This is a genomic window from Bacillus sp. J33 (genome assembly GCF_000518885.1).
In the GTDB taxonomy this organism is placed as follows: Bacteria; Bacillota; Bacilli; order Bacillales; family Cytobacillaceae; genus Cytobacillus.
Map to the genome: position 1 here is coordinate 1 of NZ_JAEL01000071.1, position 19,482 is coordinate 19,482.

The following is a 19,482-nucleotide window of genomic DNA, read 5'->3' on the forward strand; positions in this document are numbered from 1 at the left end:
TCCTGCGGGAGAAGCGTGTCAGCGGGAGACCCCGCAGGTGCGAATGCACCGAGGAGCGTCGGACCGCCCGCGGAAAGCGAGTGCCTGGAGCGGAAATCAACAGGCAAATTTAACAGAGCCATCCGAAAAAAAATCGATATAGCCTCGAAATATATTTTTATCCGTGAAATGCATCTGCGTTTTTCAGTCTACTAAAAAATCCCTCCGCACCTGGAGGGATTTTTCATGTCTTATAATTTTTCGCTATATTTCAGTGATGCCCCGATAAATTCACGGAATAAAGGCTGAGGGCGTGTCGGCCTTGAGATAAATTCCGGATGGAACTGGGACGCAACGAACCATGGATGATCCTTCACTTCAATAATTTCCACTAAGCGGCCGTCAGGGCTTGTTCCAGAAAAGACAAATCCGGCCTTCTCCATATCCTGGCGGTAGTGGTTATTGAACTCGTAGCGATGGCGATGGCGCTCATATACCACTTCATCCTGGTAAGCTTCAAATGCTTTTGTATCTTCTTCCAATTTACAAGCTTGTACACCAAGTCTTAATGTTCCGCCTAAATCTTCAATGTCTTTTTGCTCAGGCAGAAGGTCAATAATTGGGTGTTTCGTTGCAGGGTCAATTTCTGCAGAGTGTGCATCCTTAAGACCTAATACGTTTCTTGCAAATTCAATAGAAGCCAGCTGCATGCCAAGGCAAATGCCAAGGAATGGCTTTTTATTTTCACGTGCGAACTGGATCGCAAGAATTTTCCCTTCAATGCCGCGGTCGCCAAATCCGCCTGGAACTAGGATTCCATCAACATCTTCTAGCAATTCCGTTACATTGTCCTTGTTTACTTCCTCTGAATTGATCCATTTAATTTCAATGTCAGAGTCATAAGCATAACCAGCATGCTTTAACGCTTCGACGACTGAAATGTAGGCATCCTGCAATTCAACATATTTGCCGACAAGGGCAATCTTTGTTTTTTTAGATAGATTCAGGACCTTGTCAACAAGCTGCTTCCATTCCGTCATATCTGCTTCTCCGCACTCCAGCTTCAAGTGCTTGCAGACAATTTCATCAAGCTTTTGTTCCTGAAGGGATAGAGGCACATAATATAAAGTTTCTGCATCTGTTGCTTCGATAACCGCCTCTTTATCGATATCACAGAATAAAGCAATTTTGTCCTTCATGTCCTGGGAAATCGGCATTTCCGTACGAAGAACAATTACATTTGGCTGGATGCCAAGGCTTCTTAATTCTTTTACACTGTGCTGGGTCGGCTTTGTCTTCATCTCGCCGGCTGCTTTAATATAAGGAACCAGCGTACAGTGGATATACATGACATTATCGCGGCCAATATCGCTCTTGATCTGGCGAATAGCTTCCAGGAATGGAAGTGATTCAATATCCCCTACCGTTCCGCCAATTTCTGTAATAACAACATCCGAATTGGTTTCATGCCCCGCACGGAATACTTTATCTTTGATTTCATTTGTGATATGCGGAATAACCTGTACTGTTCCGCCATTATAATCACCTCGGCGCTCTTTTCTAAGCACCGTTGAGTAGATTTTACCCGTTGTTACACTGCTGTACTTTGTCAGATTGATATCGACAAAGCGCTCATAGTGACCTAAGTCCAAGTCAGTCTCTGCACCGTCACCTGTTACGAAAACCTCACCATGCTGATACGGGCTCATTGTCCCCGGATCCACATTTATGTAAGGATCAAATTTTTGAATTGTAACCGTTAATCCTCTGTTTTTCAAAAGGCGGCCAAGTGACGCGGCTGTAATCCCTTTTCCTAATGATGAAACCACTCCGCCTGTTACAAAAATATACTTTGTCATCTAAAATTCCCCCTTAATATCAGTTTGTGCATATTCGTCTTGGTTTAAAGACTTCATTATAAAAATTCTATCTTCCTGGCACCGGTTTTTTTGACCGGACCTAACCATTTTATAAAGGGGAGGAAACGCATTTTATCCTATCACCCCGGAAAAGAACGTTGTCGGCCTCTTCCATATAAAAAATAGCTTTGTCAAATTGCCTGTTGATTTGTGCTCCAGGCACTCAAGCTTTCAGCGGGCAGTCTAACGCTCCTCGGCGCTCTGCACCTGCAAGGTCACTCCCGCAGGACCTTGAATAGGCATCCATAAACAAACACCTCGTCGTAAGAAAATACGAATGCATTTTCACGAGATTAGCGCCTCCCGCTCCAATCAACAGGGTGCTTAAATCAACTTAAGCATTAGCAAAGCCAAAAAATAAAAAGCGCTCCGCTTACTTATAAAGTAAGGGAGCGCTATTAGCGTCTAAACGAATCGTTCCTTTTTTAAGGAGCCCAAAAAGTATTCTACAAGCCCTGAAACGAAAAGTCAAGATTATAAATCTTCTTCGTCATCTTCAAGTTCGAGGTCATCTTCCTCAAGGTCTTCATCCTCATCGTCCAGGTCGTATTCCTCATCCTTATCGATAATATCATCATCGTCCTCGAAGTCTTCATCAAGATCTTCATCGTCTTCCAGGAGATCATCATCGTCTTCTGTCAGATCGTCATCATCAAACCCATCTAGATCGTCATACTCGATGTCCTCTTCATCCAGTTCATCATAATCTTCAAGATCAAGATCATCATCGTCCACTTTCTTCTTGCCTTTTTTCTTCTTAGGCTTGATAACGGTAACGACTTCTTCCTCATATTGGTCTACCGGATACCAAGAACGGAGACCCCAGCGGTTATCGCCCAATCCGATAAAATGTCCATCTATATTTAAGTCAGTATAGAACTGTGCAATTTTTGATTTGACCTGCTCTTCTGAAAGGTCCAGAAGTTTAGCCACTTCATCCATAATGTCATTAAAAGCCATGGGTTCTTTCTTGCTTTTTAAAAGTTCATAAGCTACTTCGATTAATGACATTTCTTGTAATTGTTCTTTTGAGAACTGTTCCAAACTCAATATCAGCACTTCCTTTCCCTATGTAACGCTCAACAGCGCAAATAACAATAACACGTACATACTTATATGAAGACCTTATGGCCTCATATCCCGAGAGCGCCCGGCCAATCCTGGACAGCCCCCAAGAAGGCATATTCTTCATTATAAACAGATTTTTAAGGTTTATGCCAGTTATATCTGCTGTTATCGCATTTTTTCTATAGATTCTTGTCTGCAGCCCATTAACATGCAGCTTTTATGAACGAAACCTGCTGATTTTCGCTCAGGCACTCTGCGAACAGCGAGCAGTCAGAGAGCCTTCCCGATGCCCTGACAGGTCTCCTTTGTTCCCCCGCTGAACATTGAATAAGCAGCCTTAAAGCAACACCTCGCCGCAAGAAAATGATAATGCACTTTCGACGGGTCAAATGCCTTCCGCTGCAATCAGCCCAGCTGGTTAAACTAAGTTTTGCCGTAAACACACTTTACGAAAACAGCCTATTAAAAAAGAGGAACTTACTCCGCCCTTTTTCTTCTTCTTTCTTTCAAAGGCTGATCCATTTGTTTATATGCCAGCCAGGTAAAGTAAAATGATAATAAAAAGAATGCAATGGCTCCAAGCTGTCTTTCATATAGGAAGTAAACGCCCGCAATAGCTCCCACTATAGCCGCATACAGAAATAATTTCTTCACATTTTCACATCCTCAGCTTCCCCGAAGTGCACACGCTTATATAATGATTCCATTATATAGGATATGGATGTATTTTGTATTAATTCAATGTAAAAAAAGATATCTTGCCAACTTAAAAACAAAGGCCTGCAGCAAAAGCTGCAAGCCCCTATGATTCAGTTCCATTCACCGTGGGCCTCACACCTTCTTTCAAATGGTCCCACATTTCTTTTTACATGTTTCTTCTATATTGTCCGCCGACTTCATATAAAGCACGGGTAATTTGGCCAAGGCTAGCCACTTTTACTGTTTCCATCAGCTCAGCAAAAATGTTGCCTCCGCTGACAGCCGTTTCTTTCAATCGTTTTAAAGCTTCTTCCGCTTTATCTTTATTGCGCTCCTGGAAGCTGCGCAGGTTGCGGATTTGTGTTTCTTTTTCTTCCTTCGTTGCTCTTGCAAGCTCCATATTGTTCATCTCATCCTCAGAAGGAGGATTTGGATTCAGATATGTGTTTACTCCGATGATCGGAAGCTCGCCTGTATGCTTCTTCATTTCATAGTACATGGATTCATCCTGAATTTTGCCGCGCTGATATTGGGTTTCCATCGCACCAAGCACTCCGCCCCGGTCATTGATGCGCTCAAACTCTTTTAATACCTGCTCTTCCACAAGATCTGTCAGCTCATCTACAATGAACGCGCCCTGAAGCGGATTTTCATTCTTTGATAAGCCATGCTCTTTCGTAATGATCATCTGAATGGCCATCGCACGGCGGACTGACTCTTCCGTCGGAGTTGTAATGGCTTCATCATAAGCGTTTGTATGAAGCGAGTTACAATTATCCTGAAGGGCCATCAGTGCCTGCAGCGTTGTGCGGATATCGTTAAAATCAATTTCCTGCGCATGCAGTGAACGACCTGAAGTCTGGATATGGTACTTCAGCTTCTGGCTTCTTTCATTTGCACCATACTTATCTCTCATAACCGTTGCCCAGATGCGGCGCGCCACACGGCCAAGCACCGTATACTCCGGATCCAATCCATTCGAGAAGAAAAATGAAAGGTTAGGTGCAAAATCATTAATATTCATGCCTCTGCTCAAATAGTACTCTACATATGTGAACCCGTTTGCCAGTGTAAACGCCAGCTGCGAAATTGGGTTCGCACCCGCTTCGGCGATATGATAGCCGGAAATCGATACTGAGTAATAATTGCGGACTTTATGGTCGATAAAGTACTGCTGGATATCCCCCATCATCCTTAAGGCAAACTCTGTTGAGAAGATACAAGTATTTTGGCCCTGGTCTTCTTTTAAAATATCAGCCTGAACGGTTCCGCGTACAGTCTGCAATGTTTTCGCCCTTACTTCCGCAAACTCTTCCGGAGTGAGCACACGGCCAAGCTCCTGCTCTTTTGCTTCGATCTGCTGCTCAATTGCCGTATTCATGAACATAGCCAAAATAATCGGAGCTGGCCCATTAATCGTCATCGAAACCGATGTAGATGGATGACATAAATCAAATCCGGCATACAGTTTTTTCATATCATCAAGGGTACAAACGCTGACTCCGCTTTCCCCTACTTTTCCGTAGATGTCCGGACGATAATCAGGATCTTCACCGTATAGTGTAACGGAATCAAACGCTGTGCTCAGACGCTTTGCTGCATCATCCTTTGAAAGATAATGAAAGCGGCGATTTGTCCGTTCCGGTGTTCCTTCACCGGCAAACTGTCTCTTCGGATCTTCTCCCTCTCGTTTGAATGGGAAAACGCCCGCTGTATACGGGAATGAGCCCGGAACATTTTCTCTGTACACCCAGCGGATAATTTCTCCATAATCCTTGTACTTAGGCAATGCCACCTTCGGAATCGATAGTCCGGATAAGCTCTTTGTTCTTAAAACCGTCACGATTTCCTTATCGCGAATTTTCGTCACAAATTGCTCGCCTGCATATTTTTCCTTTAAATCTTCCCAGCCTTCAAGAATTTTCTTTGTTTCAGCTGTCAATTTTTCTTCTGTTGCCGATTTAATCGCCTCAAGAGAAGCGACCACTTCTTCATTTGCTTCTTGTTCTTTCACCGCAAGAAGAGCCCCTTCAAGCTGGAACAGTTTGCGGGCAAGATCCGCCTGCTCTTCGGCTTTCTTATGATAGCCGCGGACCGTTTCAGAAACCTCGCGCAGATAATAGCGCTGTTCATTTGGAATAATGACATTCTGCTTCTCAACTTTTGCTTCTTTTGTAAAACTAGTCTTCCAGTCCGTTCCTGCCTTTTCGTTGATTCGTTCAACCAATGCAGCGAAAACGGCATTTGTTCCCGGATCATTGAATTGGCTGGCAATCGTTCCGTATACAGGCATTTCTTCAAGCTCTTTTTCAAAAAGCATCCGGCTGCGCTGGTATTGCTTTTGTACCTGGCGCATTGCATCCTCAGAGCCTTTGCGCTCGAATTTATTTATTACGATTAAGTCTGCATAGTCGATCATATCGATTTTTTCGAGCTGGGAAGGTGCACCAAATTCGCTTGTCATGACATACATCGAGACATCGCAAATCTCGGTAATGCCGGCATCCCCTTGCCCGATTCCGCTTGTTTCGACAATTATCAAATCAAATCCGGCTGCCTTTACTACCGAAATGGCATCCTGAATGGCGAGAGAAAGCTCACTGCGGGAATTTCTTGTTGCCAAGCTTCTCATATAAACGCGCGGGTTAAAGATGGCATTCATTCGGATTCGGTCGCCAAGAAGGGCTCCACCTGTTTTCTGCTTAGTCGGATCAACAGATAAAATAGCAACCTTCTTTTCCGGAATTTCGTTGATAAAACGGCGGATTAATTCATCTGTCAGCGAGCTTTTTCCAGCTCCGCCTGTCCCTGTAATACCCAATACCGGAACCTTTTTTTCCAGTGACTTCACTTTTGCCATTACCGGCTCAAGCGCTGCTGCAGCTTCCTTGCCCTCGGTTACCTGATGCTCAGCAATTGTTATCAGCTTGGCAATTGCATTGGTTTCCCCATCCTGCAGCTTTTCAATTTGCTCGGAAGCTTCGGCTGTGAACGTCGGGAAATCACATTCTTCAATCATCTGGTTGATCATGCCCTGCAGGCCATACTGCCGGCCATCTTCAGGAGAAAAGATTCTCGCGATTCCATAATCATGCAATTCTTTGATTTCCTTCGGGATGATTACACCGCCTCCACCGCCATAAATGCGGATGTGGGATGCACCTCTTTCCTTAAGGAGGTCATACATATATTTGAAATACTCAACATGGCCGCCCTGGTAAGAGGAAATCGCAATTCCCTGGACATCTTCCTGGATTGCTGCATTTACTACTTCTTCAACCGAACGGTTATGGCCGAGATGGATCACTTCGGCACCGCTCGCCTGAATGATTCTGCGCATAATATTGATGGAAGCATCATGTCCGTCAAAAAGACTGGAAGCCGTAACAAAGCGAATATGATTTTTCGGCTTATACACTTCTGGATTACTCATCCTTCTCCCCCTTGTCCGTAAGCGCAGGCACCAGAGAAGCTGATGCCTGTGCACATAAATGTTTGTTAAGCTTTTTCCGATACTTTGCTTAATTGCTTAATTCCCTGAAACAGAAGATTGGTCTGCAGCTTGATATATTCATCAATCGTGTACATCTTTTGCAGTGACCAGCGTCTGAATGCCCACATTTGCCCCTGGACAAAAATGTTATGGGCAATCATTTTAATTTGGTCCTCCGGCAGATCAAGTTCCCCGTTCTCCACACAAAGGGTTATTACATGCTCGAACATGCCGACCATTTCAATTTCCTTTTTCAAAACATAAGGAAGCGCATCCTTTGTTAGGGATTTTACTTCCTGGTACATGACGAGCACTTCATCCTGCATTTCATCAACGACCTTGAAGTAGTCAGCTATACCCTGTTCCAGGCTCTCCAGTGTACCTTGCTTTGTATCAAGGCCTTTCTGAAGCCGCTCAGCAACCTGATCATAGATGCTGTCACAAACCAGATATAACACGTCTTCCTTTGTCCGAATATATTCATAAAGCGTTCCAATACTAAAACCAGATGCCTTTGCGATCTCTCTAGTTGTTGTACGATGGAACCCTTTTTGGATAAAAAGGGTGACGGCACCTTTAATCATCTGATCGCGCCTCTTTTTAACAAGACGCTCATCTTTAACAGAAGCCTGCACTTCCCGTTTTTTCATATTTACCTACCGCCTCCCGCAAATCATCCCCCGTTTTGCTGAATCTCCATTCAGCTAAAAAGGCTCTTTTCTTATAGATTGTTGTTTTAGTTTATAAATTTTGCCCGTTGATTTCATCACGGAACACTTGCTTTCCGCTGGGAGCGATGAGCCTTCCCGTTTTCGCCTGTACGGTCTCCCTCTTCCCTCTTTTCGGAGCTGGACATTGGAAAAGTACCCTTGAATAAATATCTCACTGTAAAAAAAGAGATCATTTTCGAAGATTAAGTGCCCTCCGCAACAATCAACTCAGCTGGTTAAACTAAGTTCGCCTTCAAAAGCAATAAATTTTACGAAAAGAGCCTATAAAAAAGACCAACGCACCTGCAGTCTAAACCTTTGAAACCGAACAGCCTCAAAATTCGTTATTATTTCGTTACCATGCGTGAGATTACAAGGCGCTGAATTTCCTGCGTTCCTTCGTAAATCTGTGTGATTTTGGCATCACGCATAAAGCGCTCGACTGGATAGTCTTTTGTATAGCCATATCCGCCGAAAATTTGCACGGCATCCGTTGTTACTTTCATTGCTGTGTCACCCGCAAGCAGTTTGGACATGGCAGATTCCTTGCCGTATGGAAGGCCTTCAGACTCCAGCCATGCTGCCTGGTATGTTAATAGTCTTGAAGCTTCAATGCTTGTTGCCATATCCGCAAGCTTAAATCCGATTCCCTGCTGGGCTGCAATCGGCTTGCCGAACTGATGGCGCTCTTTTGCATACTCGATGGAAGCATCTAATGCACCCTGTGCAATGCCGACAGCCTGGGCAGCGATTCCGTTGCGGCCGCCATCCAGCGTCATCATCGCAATTTTGAAGCCTTCCCCAACTTTTCCGAGCACGTTTTTAACTGGAACCTTGCATTCTTCGAAAATAATTTCCGTTGTAGGCGATGAACGGATACCCAATTTCTTTTCCTTCTTGCCTACAGAGAAGCCTTCAAAGCCCGCTTCCACAATAAATGCCGTTGTTCCTTTATGCTTTTCAGCAGGATCTGTCAATGCGAATACGACATAGATATCTGCTATTCCACCGTTCGTAATGAAAATTTTGCTGCCATTTAAAATGTAATGATCGCCTTCCAGACGCGCAGTTGTTCTCATTCCGCCTGCATCTGAACCGCTTCCAGGCTCCGTAAGGCCGTAAGCTCCGATTTTTTCCCCCTGCGCCATTGGCTTTAAGTACTTTTGCTTTTGCTCTTCACTGCCGAATTTGAAAATAGGCCAGCCAGCAAGGGAAGTATGTGCTGAAAGGGTTACACCTGTTGAAGCACACACTCTTGAAAGCTCTTCAACCGCGATGCAGTATGCAAGATAGTCGCTCCCGATGCCGCCGTACTCTTCCGGCCAAGGAATCCCCGTTAAGCCAAGCTCCGCCATTTTGTCGAAAATCTCACGGTCAAAGCGCTCTTCCTCATCACGCTCTGCAGCAGTAGGCGCTACCTCATTTTTGGCAAAATCCCGCACCATTTTTCGAATCATTTCATGCTCTTCACTTAATTGAAAATTCATTGTTAGTCCCCCGCTTTGTATGAATTTGCTGATATATTGATATACGCTTCGGTTACGTTAATATTTTCAAAAACTCGTTGATTTTACGCTGGTAAATTGGCTTAACTACTGGTTTACGCGCTAATTATCACCTGGCTCCTATAGCTGCTTGCTGATGACAATCCGCTGAATTTCGCTTGTTCCTTCATAGATTTCAGTGATCTTTGCGTCACGGAAGAAGCGCTCAACCGGATAGTCCTCTGTGTAGCCGTAGCCGCCAAATACCTGAATGGCTTCTGTTGCTACTTCAACGGCAGTTTTGGATGCATAAAGCTTTGCCATTGAAGCTTCCAGGCCGCACTTAATGCCGCTCTGGCGCAGATTGGCTGCCCGATAGATTAATAGCTTTGCTGCCTCAACGCTCGTCGCCATGTCTGCAAGCTTGAATCCGACTCCCTGCTGTGCAGCGATCGGTTTGCCGAATTGAACACGTTCTTTCGCATAACCAGCTGCTGCTTCAAAGGCTGCCTCTGCAATTCCAAGCGCCTGTGCAGCAATTCCGATCCGTCCTGCATCCAGATTCGCCATCGCTATTTTAAAGCCCTCGCCCTCATTGCCAAGAAGGTTTTCCGCAGGAACACGCATATCCTCAAACGTCAGCTGCAAGGTTCTCGAACCATGCAAGCCCATTTTGTGCTCATCCTTTCCGAACACAAGGCCTGGAGTACCTTTATCCACGATAAAAGCAGAGATTCCCTTGCCGCCAAGCTCCGGATTGGTTGAAGCAAATACGATATATACATCCGCTTCCAGGCCATTTGTGATAAACACTTTTGATCCATTAATCACATAATGGTCTCCGTCCTTCACTGCACGCGATTTCAGGCTTCCCGCATCTGAGCCCGCGCTCGGTTCAGTGAGGCAAAAAGCGCCGAGATACTCGCCTGCAGCAAGCTTTGGCACATATTTCTGTTTTTGCTCTTCTGTTCCGAAATATAGGATCGGATTTGTTCCTACAGAGGTATGGACAGATAAAATAACGCCCACTGTCGCACTTACCCTGGATAGTTCATGAATGGCAATAATATAAGAGGTGAAATCCATTTCAGATCCGCCGTATTTTTCAGGAATCGGAATCCCCATGAGGCCAAGCTCGCCCATTTTGCGAAGGATCTCCCTTGGAAACTCGCCCTGCTCCATTTTTTCTACAAATGGCGCGATTTCCGTCTGGGCAAAATCCCGCACCATTTTTCTCATCATTTGCTGTTCTTCTGTAAATCTCAGGTTCATTTGTATTCCCCCCGATGCTGCCTGGCTTCCGTCCGCCAAACCTCTAGTTATTAATTTATCCCGCATTAACGGGCAGTAAGCCCTCCAACTTCATGATTTCAAGAGAAATAAGGGAATAATTAGGACTAACTGCCTGTAAAAGCCCGATTGGTTCAACTAACCATCAGTGAGAAATACACTCACTGATGAAAGTTTCACTTTATTCGTAAACGTAAAAGCCTCTTCCTGTCTTCTTGCCTAACCAGCCAGCTTTTACATATTTCCTTAATAATGGGCACGGTCGGTATTTATCATCGCCAAAGCCTTCATGCAGTGTTTCCATAATGTACAGGCAAGTGTCCAAGCCAATGAAGTCGGCTAATGTTAGCGGCCCCATCGGATGATTCATGCCAAGCTTCATTACTTCATCGATTGCCTCTTTTGTCGCAACCCCTTCATAAAGCGTGTAAACCGCTTCATTGATCATTGGCATCAATACACGGTTGGATACAAACCCTGGGAAATCATTTACCTCAACAGGCACTTTTTTAAGAGTCTTTGTAATATCTTCAATTGTTTGATAAACCTCATCCGTTGTTGCAAGCCCTCGAATAATTTCTACCAGCTTCATAACAGGAACCGGATTCATAAAATGCATGCCAATGACTTTTTCCGGACGTTTTGTTGCAGCTGCAATTTCCGTTATTGGAAGAGACGATGTATTGCTTGCCAAGATAGCATGCTCCGGAGCAATTTCATCCAGCTGGCTGAAGATCTTTGTTTTGATCTCCATATTTTCGACTGCTGCTTCGATTACAAGATCAACGTTCTTAGCATCCTGCAGATCTGTTGAAGCGGTTACATTTCCAAGCACAGCTTCCATATCTTCAGCTGTCATGCGTTCTTTCTCCACCTGGCGGGAAAGATTCTTTTTAATAACGCCAAGTCCGCGTTCTACAAATTCTTGTTTAAGGTCGTTTAGAAGTACGCTGTATCCTGCTTGCGCGCATACCAGCGCGATTCCTGAGCCCATTTGTCCTGCACCGATTACCATAATGTTTTTTATATTCATTTTCGTATCCTCCGTTCTTGAGCTTTGGCCGTTAAATGCTTGTTTAGATCGGCGTTTTTTGGGTTTGGCCGATAAATGGTCGTTTTCGGCCGTTAAATTGCCGATTTTGGCCGATAAAACCTCAAAATCGGCCGATAAACTGCCAATCCAACCGCAAAATTACTGCTTCGGAACCTCTATCATCACTGCATCACCCTGGCCGCCGCCGCTGCAGATAGCCGCAATGCCGATTCCGCCGCCCCGGCGCTTTAATTCATGCATTAATGTTAAAATAATTCTCGCTCCGCTTGCCCCAATTGGGTGGCCCAATGCGACTGCTCCACCGTTAACATTCACTTTTTCCTCATCAAGGCCCGCAATTTTTCCGCTGGTTAAAGCGACAGCTGCAAATGCTTCGTTAATTTCAAACAGGTCAATTTCTTCCAGCGTTTTTCCTGTCTTTTTTAATAGTGCATTAATGACAAGTCCAGGAGTCTGAGGGAAATCCTTTGCTTCCACTGCAATTGCTGTATGGCCAAGAATATATGCTTCCGGCTTCTTGCCTTCGCGTTCTGCACGCTCTTCGCTCATGAGCACCAATGCAGCTGCCCCATCGTTAACGCCAGGAGCATTTCCGGCCGTAATGGTTCCATCTGAATTAAATACAGACCCAAGCTTGCCAAGCTTTTCTAATGAAGTATCTTTACGGGGCGATTCATCCTGAGAAACAACGATCGGCTCTCCTTTTCGCTGCGGAACTTCCACAGGAACGATTTCTTCTGCCAGTACGCCTGATTCGATCGCTGCGATTGCACGCTCATGGCTTCTTAATGCCCATTTGTCCTGCTCTTCACGGCTGATTTCAAATTCCTTTGCTGTTGAATTCCCGTATGTTCCCATATGGACGCCTGTAAAGCTGCAGCTTAGCCCGTCATGAACCATTAAATCCTTAACCGTTGAGTCACCCATGCGCAATCCCCAGCGGGCTTTCGGCAAGATGTAAGGAGCATTGCTCATAGATTCCATGCCGCCAGCCACAATTACTTCCTCGTCCCCTGCACGGATAATCTGGTCTCCTAAAGTGACGCTTCGCATGCCGGAAGCACATACTTTATTGATCGTTTCGGTTTTCACTTCCCATGGCAAACCAGCCTTTCTTGCAGCCTGGCGTGAAGGAATCTGGCCCTGTCCGCCCTGAAGAACGGTTCCCAGAATCACTTCATCAACATCCTCGGGACTTACACCTGCACGGTTCAATGCTTCTTTCACTGCAAATCCGCCAAGATCGGAAGCCGAAAAGCTGCTAAGCGCTCCGGCAAATTTTCCAAAAGGTGTTCTGACTCCGCTAAGAATTACGGTTTTACCCATAAAGAATCGCTCCTTTGTACTATTAATTTAAAATGTTCGAAAAATTAATTAGAAAAAATTTTGAGTTGGTCTTGTTGAAGTTAATTATGTGTGGAGATGCTGCTATTGACTGAACGCTCGCTCGAAAAGACTGCGCACAAAAAGGAGATTATCGCTCTCCATCCAGCTCGAAAAATTGTAAGCGCTTTACCCTATTCCATTTTACTAGAAAAATAGAATAAATTGAAACACTTTACACAAAATTCATAAATTTTAACTTCCACGAGTTAAATTGGCCATGCTCATGGTGCCACATCCTCTTAAAAGCCGGCGCTTTCGGCCGTGCGATAAATAGAAGTTACCTGGCTCTGTGGCATCGCAGGCTTTTGCTGGAAGCAAGACCGCCTGATATTCCAGTCAAAAACTGTCTATCAATTGTGGACTTGCCGCCAGTTAACCTGTAGCATTAATCATTTATCTGTCACATTCATTTATGCTGGAAAGTGACGAAAAATGCTTAAAATGAACTTGTTTCTGTGCTTCAATTTCCAATAATTTTTATGAAGCTAAATTCTGTTTTTCGCCGACAATGGACTTTTCAAGAATTTCAGCAACATCGTACGTATGAACTTGTTCTTCCACTTCTTTTGCTTTTGTTCCATCCGAAAGCATTGTTAAACAGTATGGACAGCCAGAGCTGATTACGGACGGGTTAACCGCAAGTGCCTGTTCTGTACGTGACACATTGATGCGGTGTCCTGTTTCTTCTTCCATCCACATCAAGCCGCCGCCCGCTCCACAGCACATGCCGGTTTCACGGTTTCTCTCCATTTCCACAAGCTTAACGCCAGGAATGCTCTTAAGAATTTCACGCGGAGGATCATAAACCTCGTTGTAGCGTCCAAGGTAGCAGGAATCATGGAAAGTAATGGTTTCATTCACGGCATATTGCGGTGTTAGCTTGCCTTCGTCTACAAGCTTGGCAAGAACCTCAGTATGGTGATAAACCTCTGCTTCCAATCCGAAATCCGGATACTCATTTTTGAAAATGTTGTAGGCATGCGGATCGGTTGTAACAATCTTTTTCACTTCATTTTTCTCAAACTCTTCTATATTTTTAGTTGCAAGCTCCTGGAATAAGAACTCGTTTCCAAGGCGTCTTGGCGTATCGCCTGAATTCTTTTCCTTATTTCCAAGGATTGCGAACTTAACCCCTGCCTCATTTAATAGCTTGGCAAAGGAAAGGGCAATCTTTTGGCTGCGGTTATCATAAGATCCCATTGAGCCAACCCAGAATAAATATTCGAACTCTTCTCCTGCCTTCTTCAGTTCCTTCACGGTCGGCACATGAACATCCTCGCGTGCCTCTCTCCAATCTTCGCGCTCCTTGCGGTTAAGCCCCCAAGGGTTGCCCTGGCGTTCAATATTCGTCATCGCGCGCTGTGCATCAGCGTCCATTTTACCCTCTGTTAAAACAAGGTAGCGGCGCAAATCGATAATTTTATCGACATGCTCATTCATAACTGGACATTGATCTTCACAGTTGCGGCAAGTCGTACAAGCCCAGATTTCTTCTTCGGTGATGACTTCGCCGATTAGGCTTGGGCTGTATGCAAGCCCAGCAGCGGCTTCTTCAGCCCCCTGGCCGGCAGCTGCAAGCGCAAGCTGGTTGCCTTTCGTGCTGGAAAAAGCAAATGTCGGCACCCAAGGCTGCTTGGATGTAACTGCTGCACCGTGGTTTGTTAAATGGTCACGCAGCTTAATAATTAAATCCATTGGGGAAAGCATTTTACCCGTGCCTGTAGCAGGACACATGTTTGTACAGCGTCCGCATTCTACACAAGCATAGAAATCAATCATCTGATGCTGAGTAAAGTCTTCAATCTTTCCGACGCCAAAGCTTTCCTGGGATTCATCTTCAAAGTCGATTGCTTTCAATTTCCCTGGATTCTCCAAACGATTAAAATAAACATTGGCTGGCCCGGCAATTAAGTGTGCGTGCTTTGATTGCGGCACGTATACAAGGAATGCCAGTAGGAACAGCAAGTGGATCCACCATGCAATATAAAAGACAGCGATTGCGGCAGTTTCACCGATCCACGAGAATGCTCCCGCAATGAGCGAAGCAACTGGCTCAGTCCATGTTCCTTCATGCCCGTGCCAGATCATACTCATCCCATTTCCGAGAAGGACTGAGAGCATTAGCCCTCCGATAAAAATAAGTACGAGACCTGCTTTAAATCCTCTTTTTAAGCGAACGAGCTTTTCAACATAACGGCGGTAAAAAGCCCAGATCACCGCTACAAGGATCATCAGGGTCACAAGCTCCTGGAAGAAAGTGAAACCAGGATATAAAGGTCCAAGCGGCAAATGCGCACCCGGTTTGATGCCTTTAATGATAAAATCAATGGCACCAAATTGGACCATAATAAATCCATAGAAAAACATCACGTGAATGGCGCCGCTTTTCTTGTCCTTCAAAAGCTTTTTCTGGCCAAATACATTGACCCAGATTTTTTCGAGGCGCTCTTTTACTTTGCCGTCAAACTCAACCTTTTTGCCAAGCTTGATATATTCTATCCGCGTCTTTACAACATAGACAAACAGGCTGACGGCGTAAGCGGTTACAAGAAGGAATGCAATTAAGTTAATCCATAATAAACCGTTCATGGGCAGAGTGCTCCTTTCAGTATAGTTCCTTTCCTTAGAAAATTTTAAATACAGTAAATTTTTCTGAATTTATCTCTTACTCCCATTATATTATGAATGAGCATTCAGTCAACCATTTTTTCAATAACTTGTTGGAAAAGTTTTATTATTTTGTCATTCACACTATATGAAAACATTCTGTTCACACTGAAGAAAGTCCTGCCTAAATAAGAAAAATTCATTATATAAATAATGCCGCTGGAAATACTAACAGGAAACTTTGCGGGAGGAAGATGGCATTGACTGTTTGGAATATCATCATGGTCATTTTACTCGTGATCTTTTTATGGCTGTATATTGATTTTACATGGGGCCGGAAGAACCATATGAAAAAGCTCGAGCGGACAGCCTGCCCTATTCGCCATTCGGATATAGAAATCTTTACTGATGGGCCTCCCTTATTTAAAGATCTTTTTTCTGAATTGAGGAAAGCACAGCATCACATCCATATTTTATTTTATATCGTGAAGGATGATAAGATCAGCGAGGAGTTTTTAACCATTTTAAAGGGGAAAGCAAAAGAAGGAGTCGAAGTTCGCCTTCTTCTAGATTGGGTCGGAAGCTTTCCTGTTAAAAGAAAAACCGTTAAAGATCTCAAAAGCAGCGGAATCAAGTTTTCCTTTGCACATATACCCAAACCCCCCTTCCTTTTCTATACGTTCCAGACCAGAAACCATCGGAAAATTACGGTTATTGACGGAAAGATCGGTTATAGCGGCGGCTTCAACATTGGAAAAGAGTACATTAATCAAGATAATAAGCTTACCCCGTGGCGTGATTATCATTTGAAATTCCATGGTGAAGGTGTGCACGATTTGCAAACAGAATTTTTGGCAGACTGGTACAAAGCCACCAAAACCCATCTGCTGGCTAACAGCCTCTATTTTCCTGAACTGCATGCAGGGCAGTATAAGCAGCAGTTTGGAGCGTATAAAGGGGCCTTTCTTGAAGAAGACTTTTCATCTTTAATCCGAAATGCCAAGAAATCCATTACGATAGGCACCCCTTATTTTATTCCGAGTAAAAGGCTTTTCAAGGATTTAAGCCATGCATTGGAGAGAGGAATTACAGTTAGAATTCTGATTCCCTTCGTGACAGACCATGCCCTTGTAAAAGAAGCTTCTTATCTTTACTTAAGGAAATTGCTGAAGCAGGGCGCTTATGTATACGAATACCTAAATGGCTTCTACCATGCGAAAGCTATTATTGTAGATGATGAACTCAGCGATGTCGGTACAGCCAATTTTGATAAACGAAGCCTGTTTTTAAACTATGAAATCAATTGTTTTATTTATGACAAAGAATTCATCAAAAGGTTCAAAGTTATTTTAGATACAGACATTAGAAATTCGAAAAGATTAACTTTAAAAGAATTAAACCGCCTGGATCCTTTTCGGATGTTTAAGGAAATGCTCGCCCGGACGGTGGCCACCTTCCTTTAAGGGTATCCAGGGAAAAAGTTAGGTGCAGCATAATGGAGATTTCGCTTTGGATACGTTTCCCACGCTATCAGTCTGCGGGAAGCTGCTCCTGCGGCATTCCCGGTGTAGATTGAATGGCAACAGGAAAAGCGGAGGCGCAGGGCTAGTCCATTTTAACTTCAAAGATTTTTCAAAAGCGTTCCCCGGCCAAAGAGGAACGCCCTTTTATTTAAATTGAATTTCCCTCACCTTCTGCCTCGTTTCTTCTGGCCACCATGCCCCGCAATCATCTGAGACTACACAAGCAGCGCATTTTTCCAGATCATATACCTTCATCCCCGTAATTGGCGGAGAATAAAGATGCAGGGTTACAAGATTTTCCTTGCCTGCACTCTTCATTTTATGCACGCCTCGTTTGCGGGCAAAAAAGAAAGAACCTTTAGATTTTACCTCAGCAAATAACTCTGCAGGAAGCTGATTTTTTTTCACTTTAAAAATAGTATTTTCAGAATCTCCATTTAAAACTTGTATCCATCCTATTGAACTTCCATGATCGTGGGGCGCGCACTCGATATCAGACCAGTTCATTACCAGCAGCTCCACTTCATTATTTTGATAGAGAAGCTTGCGGTAATAAGGCTTTCCGTCAGCTGATTGCAAATACGGCAAAAGATCCTCCAGCCTAATATCCATTGATTCCAATGCCTTTTTAAGTTCTTTCGCAGAGGGTGTTTTTAAAGCACCCAAATACTTGCTAAACCGGTCTTGCAAGGCCATCAAACGATTCCCCCTTCAAATGTGGATTATCGTTTCCTCCAAGAAATATATTGAAAAACCGAACCCATCTGGCCATTAACCATGATCACTCCAATAATAATTATGATTCCGCCCAGGATGCTTATGAAGAAAATTTTTTCATGGAGCAATAAAATGGCAGCGATAAGAGTAAACAAAGGTTCCATATACATAAACATGGAAACCTTAGACGCCTCCAATACTTCGTGTGCCTTAGACCAATACCAATAGGCAATGCCGGACACAAATATCCCCAGAAATAGTATATGGGCCCATTCTGCACCCGTTAAAAGGTGAAATCTCTCCCAGCCTCTATCTCTAAGCAAAAATGGAATCGTTAAGAGGCATCCAAGCAGACTCATGTAAAAAGTAACCGTAAGCGAAGGAAGTTTGATATGTAATTTTTTTAATAAAACTGAGTAAACAGCCCAATTCAATGTACTTAATATCATGAGGAAATAACCTATATTGAAAGCAAATCCCAAGGTTTGTCCGCTTCTCGCCCCTGTCACCAGCAAAACACCTGAAATGGCAATCAATATACCGAAAGATTTTGCAAAAGTAAGTTTCTCATGCAAAAAAATCATGGAGAGCATCACTGTAAACACAGGTGAAAACGAAATCATCCAGCCTGCCGAGGATGCATCTATCGTAAGAAGAGCCGATACTTGTATGACTTGATGGACAAAAACGCCAAGAACTCCTAATACAATTAAATGCGGAATATACATCAAAGGAATAAGAACGGGGATCCTTTTCAGCATCAGCACAATCAATAAAAAAACGGCTCCAATTGCAAAGCGCAGCATAATTAAAGTATATGGATCAAGCTTGTCCAAGACTGCCTTGGTGGAAACAAAGGAAATTCCCCAGAAACTAATCGAAATCGTCGCATATAAAGAGGCAGCAAATTGAGGCTTAATTGAAACCATCGGAGAGCGATTCCTTTCTGATAACGGTTTCTATCATCATATGCTCGTCCTATTGTAAAATGCAGAAATTGTTTTTACCCTGCTGCAATGTTTTCGCGGTCATTTGTTCGCTAGTTTACCGGATTTGTTCGCTGAATTTACGATTTGTTTGCTAATTTTGTTTGTTTATTTGCTAAACTTAATTGTTTGTTCGCTAAAATTCATGATTTATTCGCTAAGTTCAATTAGACACCAAAAGGGGTACCCCTGCTATATGCGGGCACCCCCTTTTCCATCATCCCACTATATTCCGCAGCCAAGGCAGAATCACTTCATATGCTTTAAAACCAAGGTAAATTCCGACAATACCCATGATTCCAGGAAGAGCTGGCGGCGCAGGAATCGGCAGCTTCATAAAAGCAAATACAAATCCGACGAGAAATCCTGTAAGTATGGATAAAAGAACAATTTTCATAATATCCTCCCTCATCTCATTTACTATGTTTTACCAGTCTAACTGCAGACTAAAAGGGAGTAAGTCCCTTTAAATTAAAACAACTGCCCGTAAGTGCCCGATTAGTTCAACTAACACTCAGAATATCACTGAGTGAAGTTTCACTTTACATATGCTATTAGCTTCCCCTT

The 19,482-nt window shown here is 43.8% G+C and carries 14 protein-coding genes; 1 reads left to right on the forward strand and 13 read right to left on the reverse strand.

What is annotated here, in order from left to right; all coding sequences use genetic code 11:
* Positions 1-230: 230 nt before the first annotated feature.
* The 10 genes from L634_RS0118870 to L634_RS0118920 form a co-directional block, all read right to left on the reverse strand.
* Positions 231-1,838: a CTP synthase gene (locus tag L634_RS0118870; protein ID WP_026583786.1), complete on the reverse strand. Its 1,608-nt coding sequence runs from the start codon at positions 1,836-1,838 to the stop codon at positions 231-233.
* Between the two features lie 534 nt (positions 1,839-2,372).
* Complete coding sequence (gene rpoE / locus L634_RS0118875; RefSeq protein ID WP_026583787.1) at positions 2,373-2,948, reverse strand: DNA-directed RNA polymerase subunit delta; 576 nt, start codon at positions 2,946-2,948, stop codon at positions 2,373-2,375.
* Positions 2,949-3,443: 495 nt separating this feature from the next.
* Positions 3,444-3,620, reverse strand: coding sequence for a hypothetical protein (locus L634_RS33930; protein WP_198029794.1), 177 nt, complete (start codon positions 3,618-3,620; stop codon positions 3,444-3,446).
* 211 nt (positions 3,621-3,831) lie between these two features.
* Complete coding sequence (icmF, locus tag L634_RS0118885; protein WP_026583788.1) at positions 3,832-7,098, reverse strand: fused isobutyryl-CoA mutase/GTPase IcmF; 3,267 nt, start codon at positions 7,096-7,098, stop codon at positions 3,832-3,834.
* 65 nt (positions 7,099-7,163) lie between these two features.
* Positions 7,164-7,808 carry a TetR/AcrR family transcriptional regulator gene (locus L634_RS0118890; RefSeq protein WP_026583789.1) on the reverse strand — a complete coding sequence of 215 codons (645 nt, stop codon included), beginning with the start codon at positions 7,806-7,808 and terminating at the stop codon, positions 7,164-7,166.
* A 407-nt stretch (positions 7,809-8,215) separates the two neighbouring features.
* Positions 8,216-9,355 carry an acyl-CoA dehydrogenase gene (locus L634_RS0118900; protein WP_026583790.1) on the reverse strand — a complete coding sequence of 380 codons (1,140 nt, stop codon included), beginning with the start codon at positions 9,353-9,355 and terminating at the stop codon, positions 8,216-8,218.
* Between the two features lie 138 nt (positions 9,356-9,493).
* Complete coding sequence (locus L634_RS0118905) at positions 9,494-10,624, reverse strand: acyl-CoA dehydrogenase (RefSeq protein WP_026583791.1); 1,131 nt, start codon at positions 10,622-10,624, stop codon at positions 9,494-9,496.
* Positions 10,625-10,823: 199 nt separating this feature from the next.
* Positions 10,824-11,675, reverse strand: a complete 852-nt coding sequence (locus L634_RS0118910; protein WP_026583792.1) for a 3-hydroxybutyryl-CoA dehydrogenase — start codon at positions 11,673-11,675, stop codon at positions 10,824-10,826.
* A gap of 159 nt (positions 11,676-11,834) precedes the next feature.
* On the reverse strand, positions 11,835-13,022 hold the full coding sequence (locus tag L634_RS0118915) for an acetyl-CoA C-acetyltransferase (RefSeq protein ID WP_026583793.1): 1,188 nt from the start codon (positions 13,020-13,022) through the stop codon (positions 11,835-11,837).
* A gap of 537 nt (positions 13,023-13,559) precedes the next feature.
* Positions 13,560-15,671, reverse strand: a complete 2,112-nt coding sequence (locus L634_RS0118920; protein WP_026583794.1) for a (Fe-S)-binding protein — start codon at positions 15,669-15,671, stop codon at positions 13,560-13,562.
* 272 nt (positions 15,672-15,943) lie between these two features.
* Between L634_RS0118920 and cls the strand changes: the two genes are divergently transcribed.
* Positions 15,944-17,152, forward strand: coding sequence for a cardiolipin synthase (gene cls, locus L634_RS0118925; protein WP_026583795.1), 1,209 nt, complete (start codon positions 15,944-15,946; stop codon positions 17,150-17,152).
* Between the two features lie 204 nt (positions 17,153-17,356).
* Here the strand turns inward: cls and L634_RS0118935 are convergent, their stop codons facing one another.
* From L634_RS0118935 to L634_RS0118945, 3 genes are all read right to left on the reverse strand, one after another.
* Positions 17,357-17,908 carry a cysteine dioxygenase gene (locus L634_RS0118935; RefSeq protein WP_026583797.1) on the reverse strand — a complete coding sequence of 184 codons (552 nt, stop codon included), beginning with the start codon at positions 17,906-17,908 and terminating at the stop codon, positions 17,357-17,359.
* Positions 17,909-17,934: 26 nt separating this feature from the next.
* Positions 17,935-18,849, reverse strand: coding sequence for a DMT family transporter (locus tag L634_RS0118940; protein WP_034262901.1), 915 nt, complete (start codon positions 18,847-18,849; stop codon positions 17,935-17,937).
* Between the two features lie 283 nt (positions 18,850-19,132).
* On the reverse strand, positions 19,133-19,312 hold the full coding sequence (locus tag L634_RS0118945) for a XapX domain-containing protein (RefSeq protein ID WP_026583799.1): 180 nt from the start codon (positions 19,310-19,312) through the stop codon (positions 19,133-19,135).
* Positions 19,313-19,482 lie beyond the last annotated feature (170 nt).

Coding starts and splice junctions, on each gene's coding strand:
- L634_RS0118900 (WP_026583790.1), bottom strand. CDS start 9,355: ATGAATTTTCAATTAAGTGAAGAGCATGAAATGATTCGAAAAATGGTG.
- icmF (WP_026583788.1), bottom strand. CDS start 7,098: ATGAGTAATCCAGAAGTGTATAAGCCGAAAAATCATATTCGCTTTGTT.
- L634_RS0118910 (WP_026583792.1), bottom strand. CDS start 11,675: ATGAATATAAAAAACATTATGGTAATCGGTGCAGGACAAATGGGCTCA.
- L634_RS0118890 (WP_026583789.1), bottom strand. CDS start 7,808: ATGAAAAAACGGGAAGTGCAGGCTTCTGTTAAAGATGAGCGTCTTGTT.
- L634_RS0118935 (WP_026583797.1), bottom strand. CDS start 17,908: ATGGCCTTGCAAGACCGGTTTAGCAAGTATTTGGGTGCTTTAAAAACA.
- cls (WP_026583795.1), top strand. CDS start 15,944: ATGGCATTGACTGTTTGGAATATCATCATGGTCATTTTACTCGTGATC.
- L634_RS0118905 (WP_026583791.1), bottom strand. CDS start 10,624: ATGAACCTGAGATTTACAGAAGAACAGCAAATGATGAGAAAAATGGTG.
- L634_RS0118870 (WP_026583786.1), bottom strand. CDS start 1,838: ATGACAAAGTATATTTTTGTAACAGGCGGAGTGGTTTCATCATTAGGA.
- L634_RS0118945 (WP_026583799.1), bottom strand. CDS start 19,312: ATGAAAATTGTTCTTTTATCCATACTTACAGGATTTCTCGTCGGATTT.
- L634_RS0118915 (WP_026583793.1), bottom strand. CDS start 13,022: ATGGGTAAAACCGTAATTCTTAGCGGAGTCAGAACACCTTTTGGAAAA.
- L634_RS0118920 (WP_026583794.1), bottom strand. CDS start 15,671: ATGAACGGTTTATTATGGATTAACTTAATTGCATTCCTTCTTGTAACC.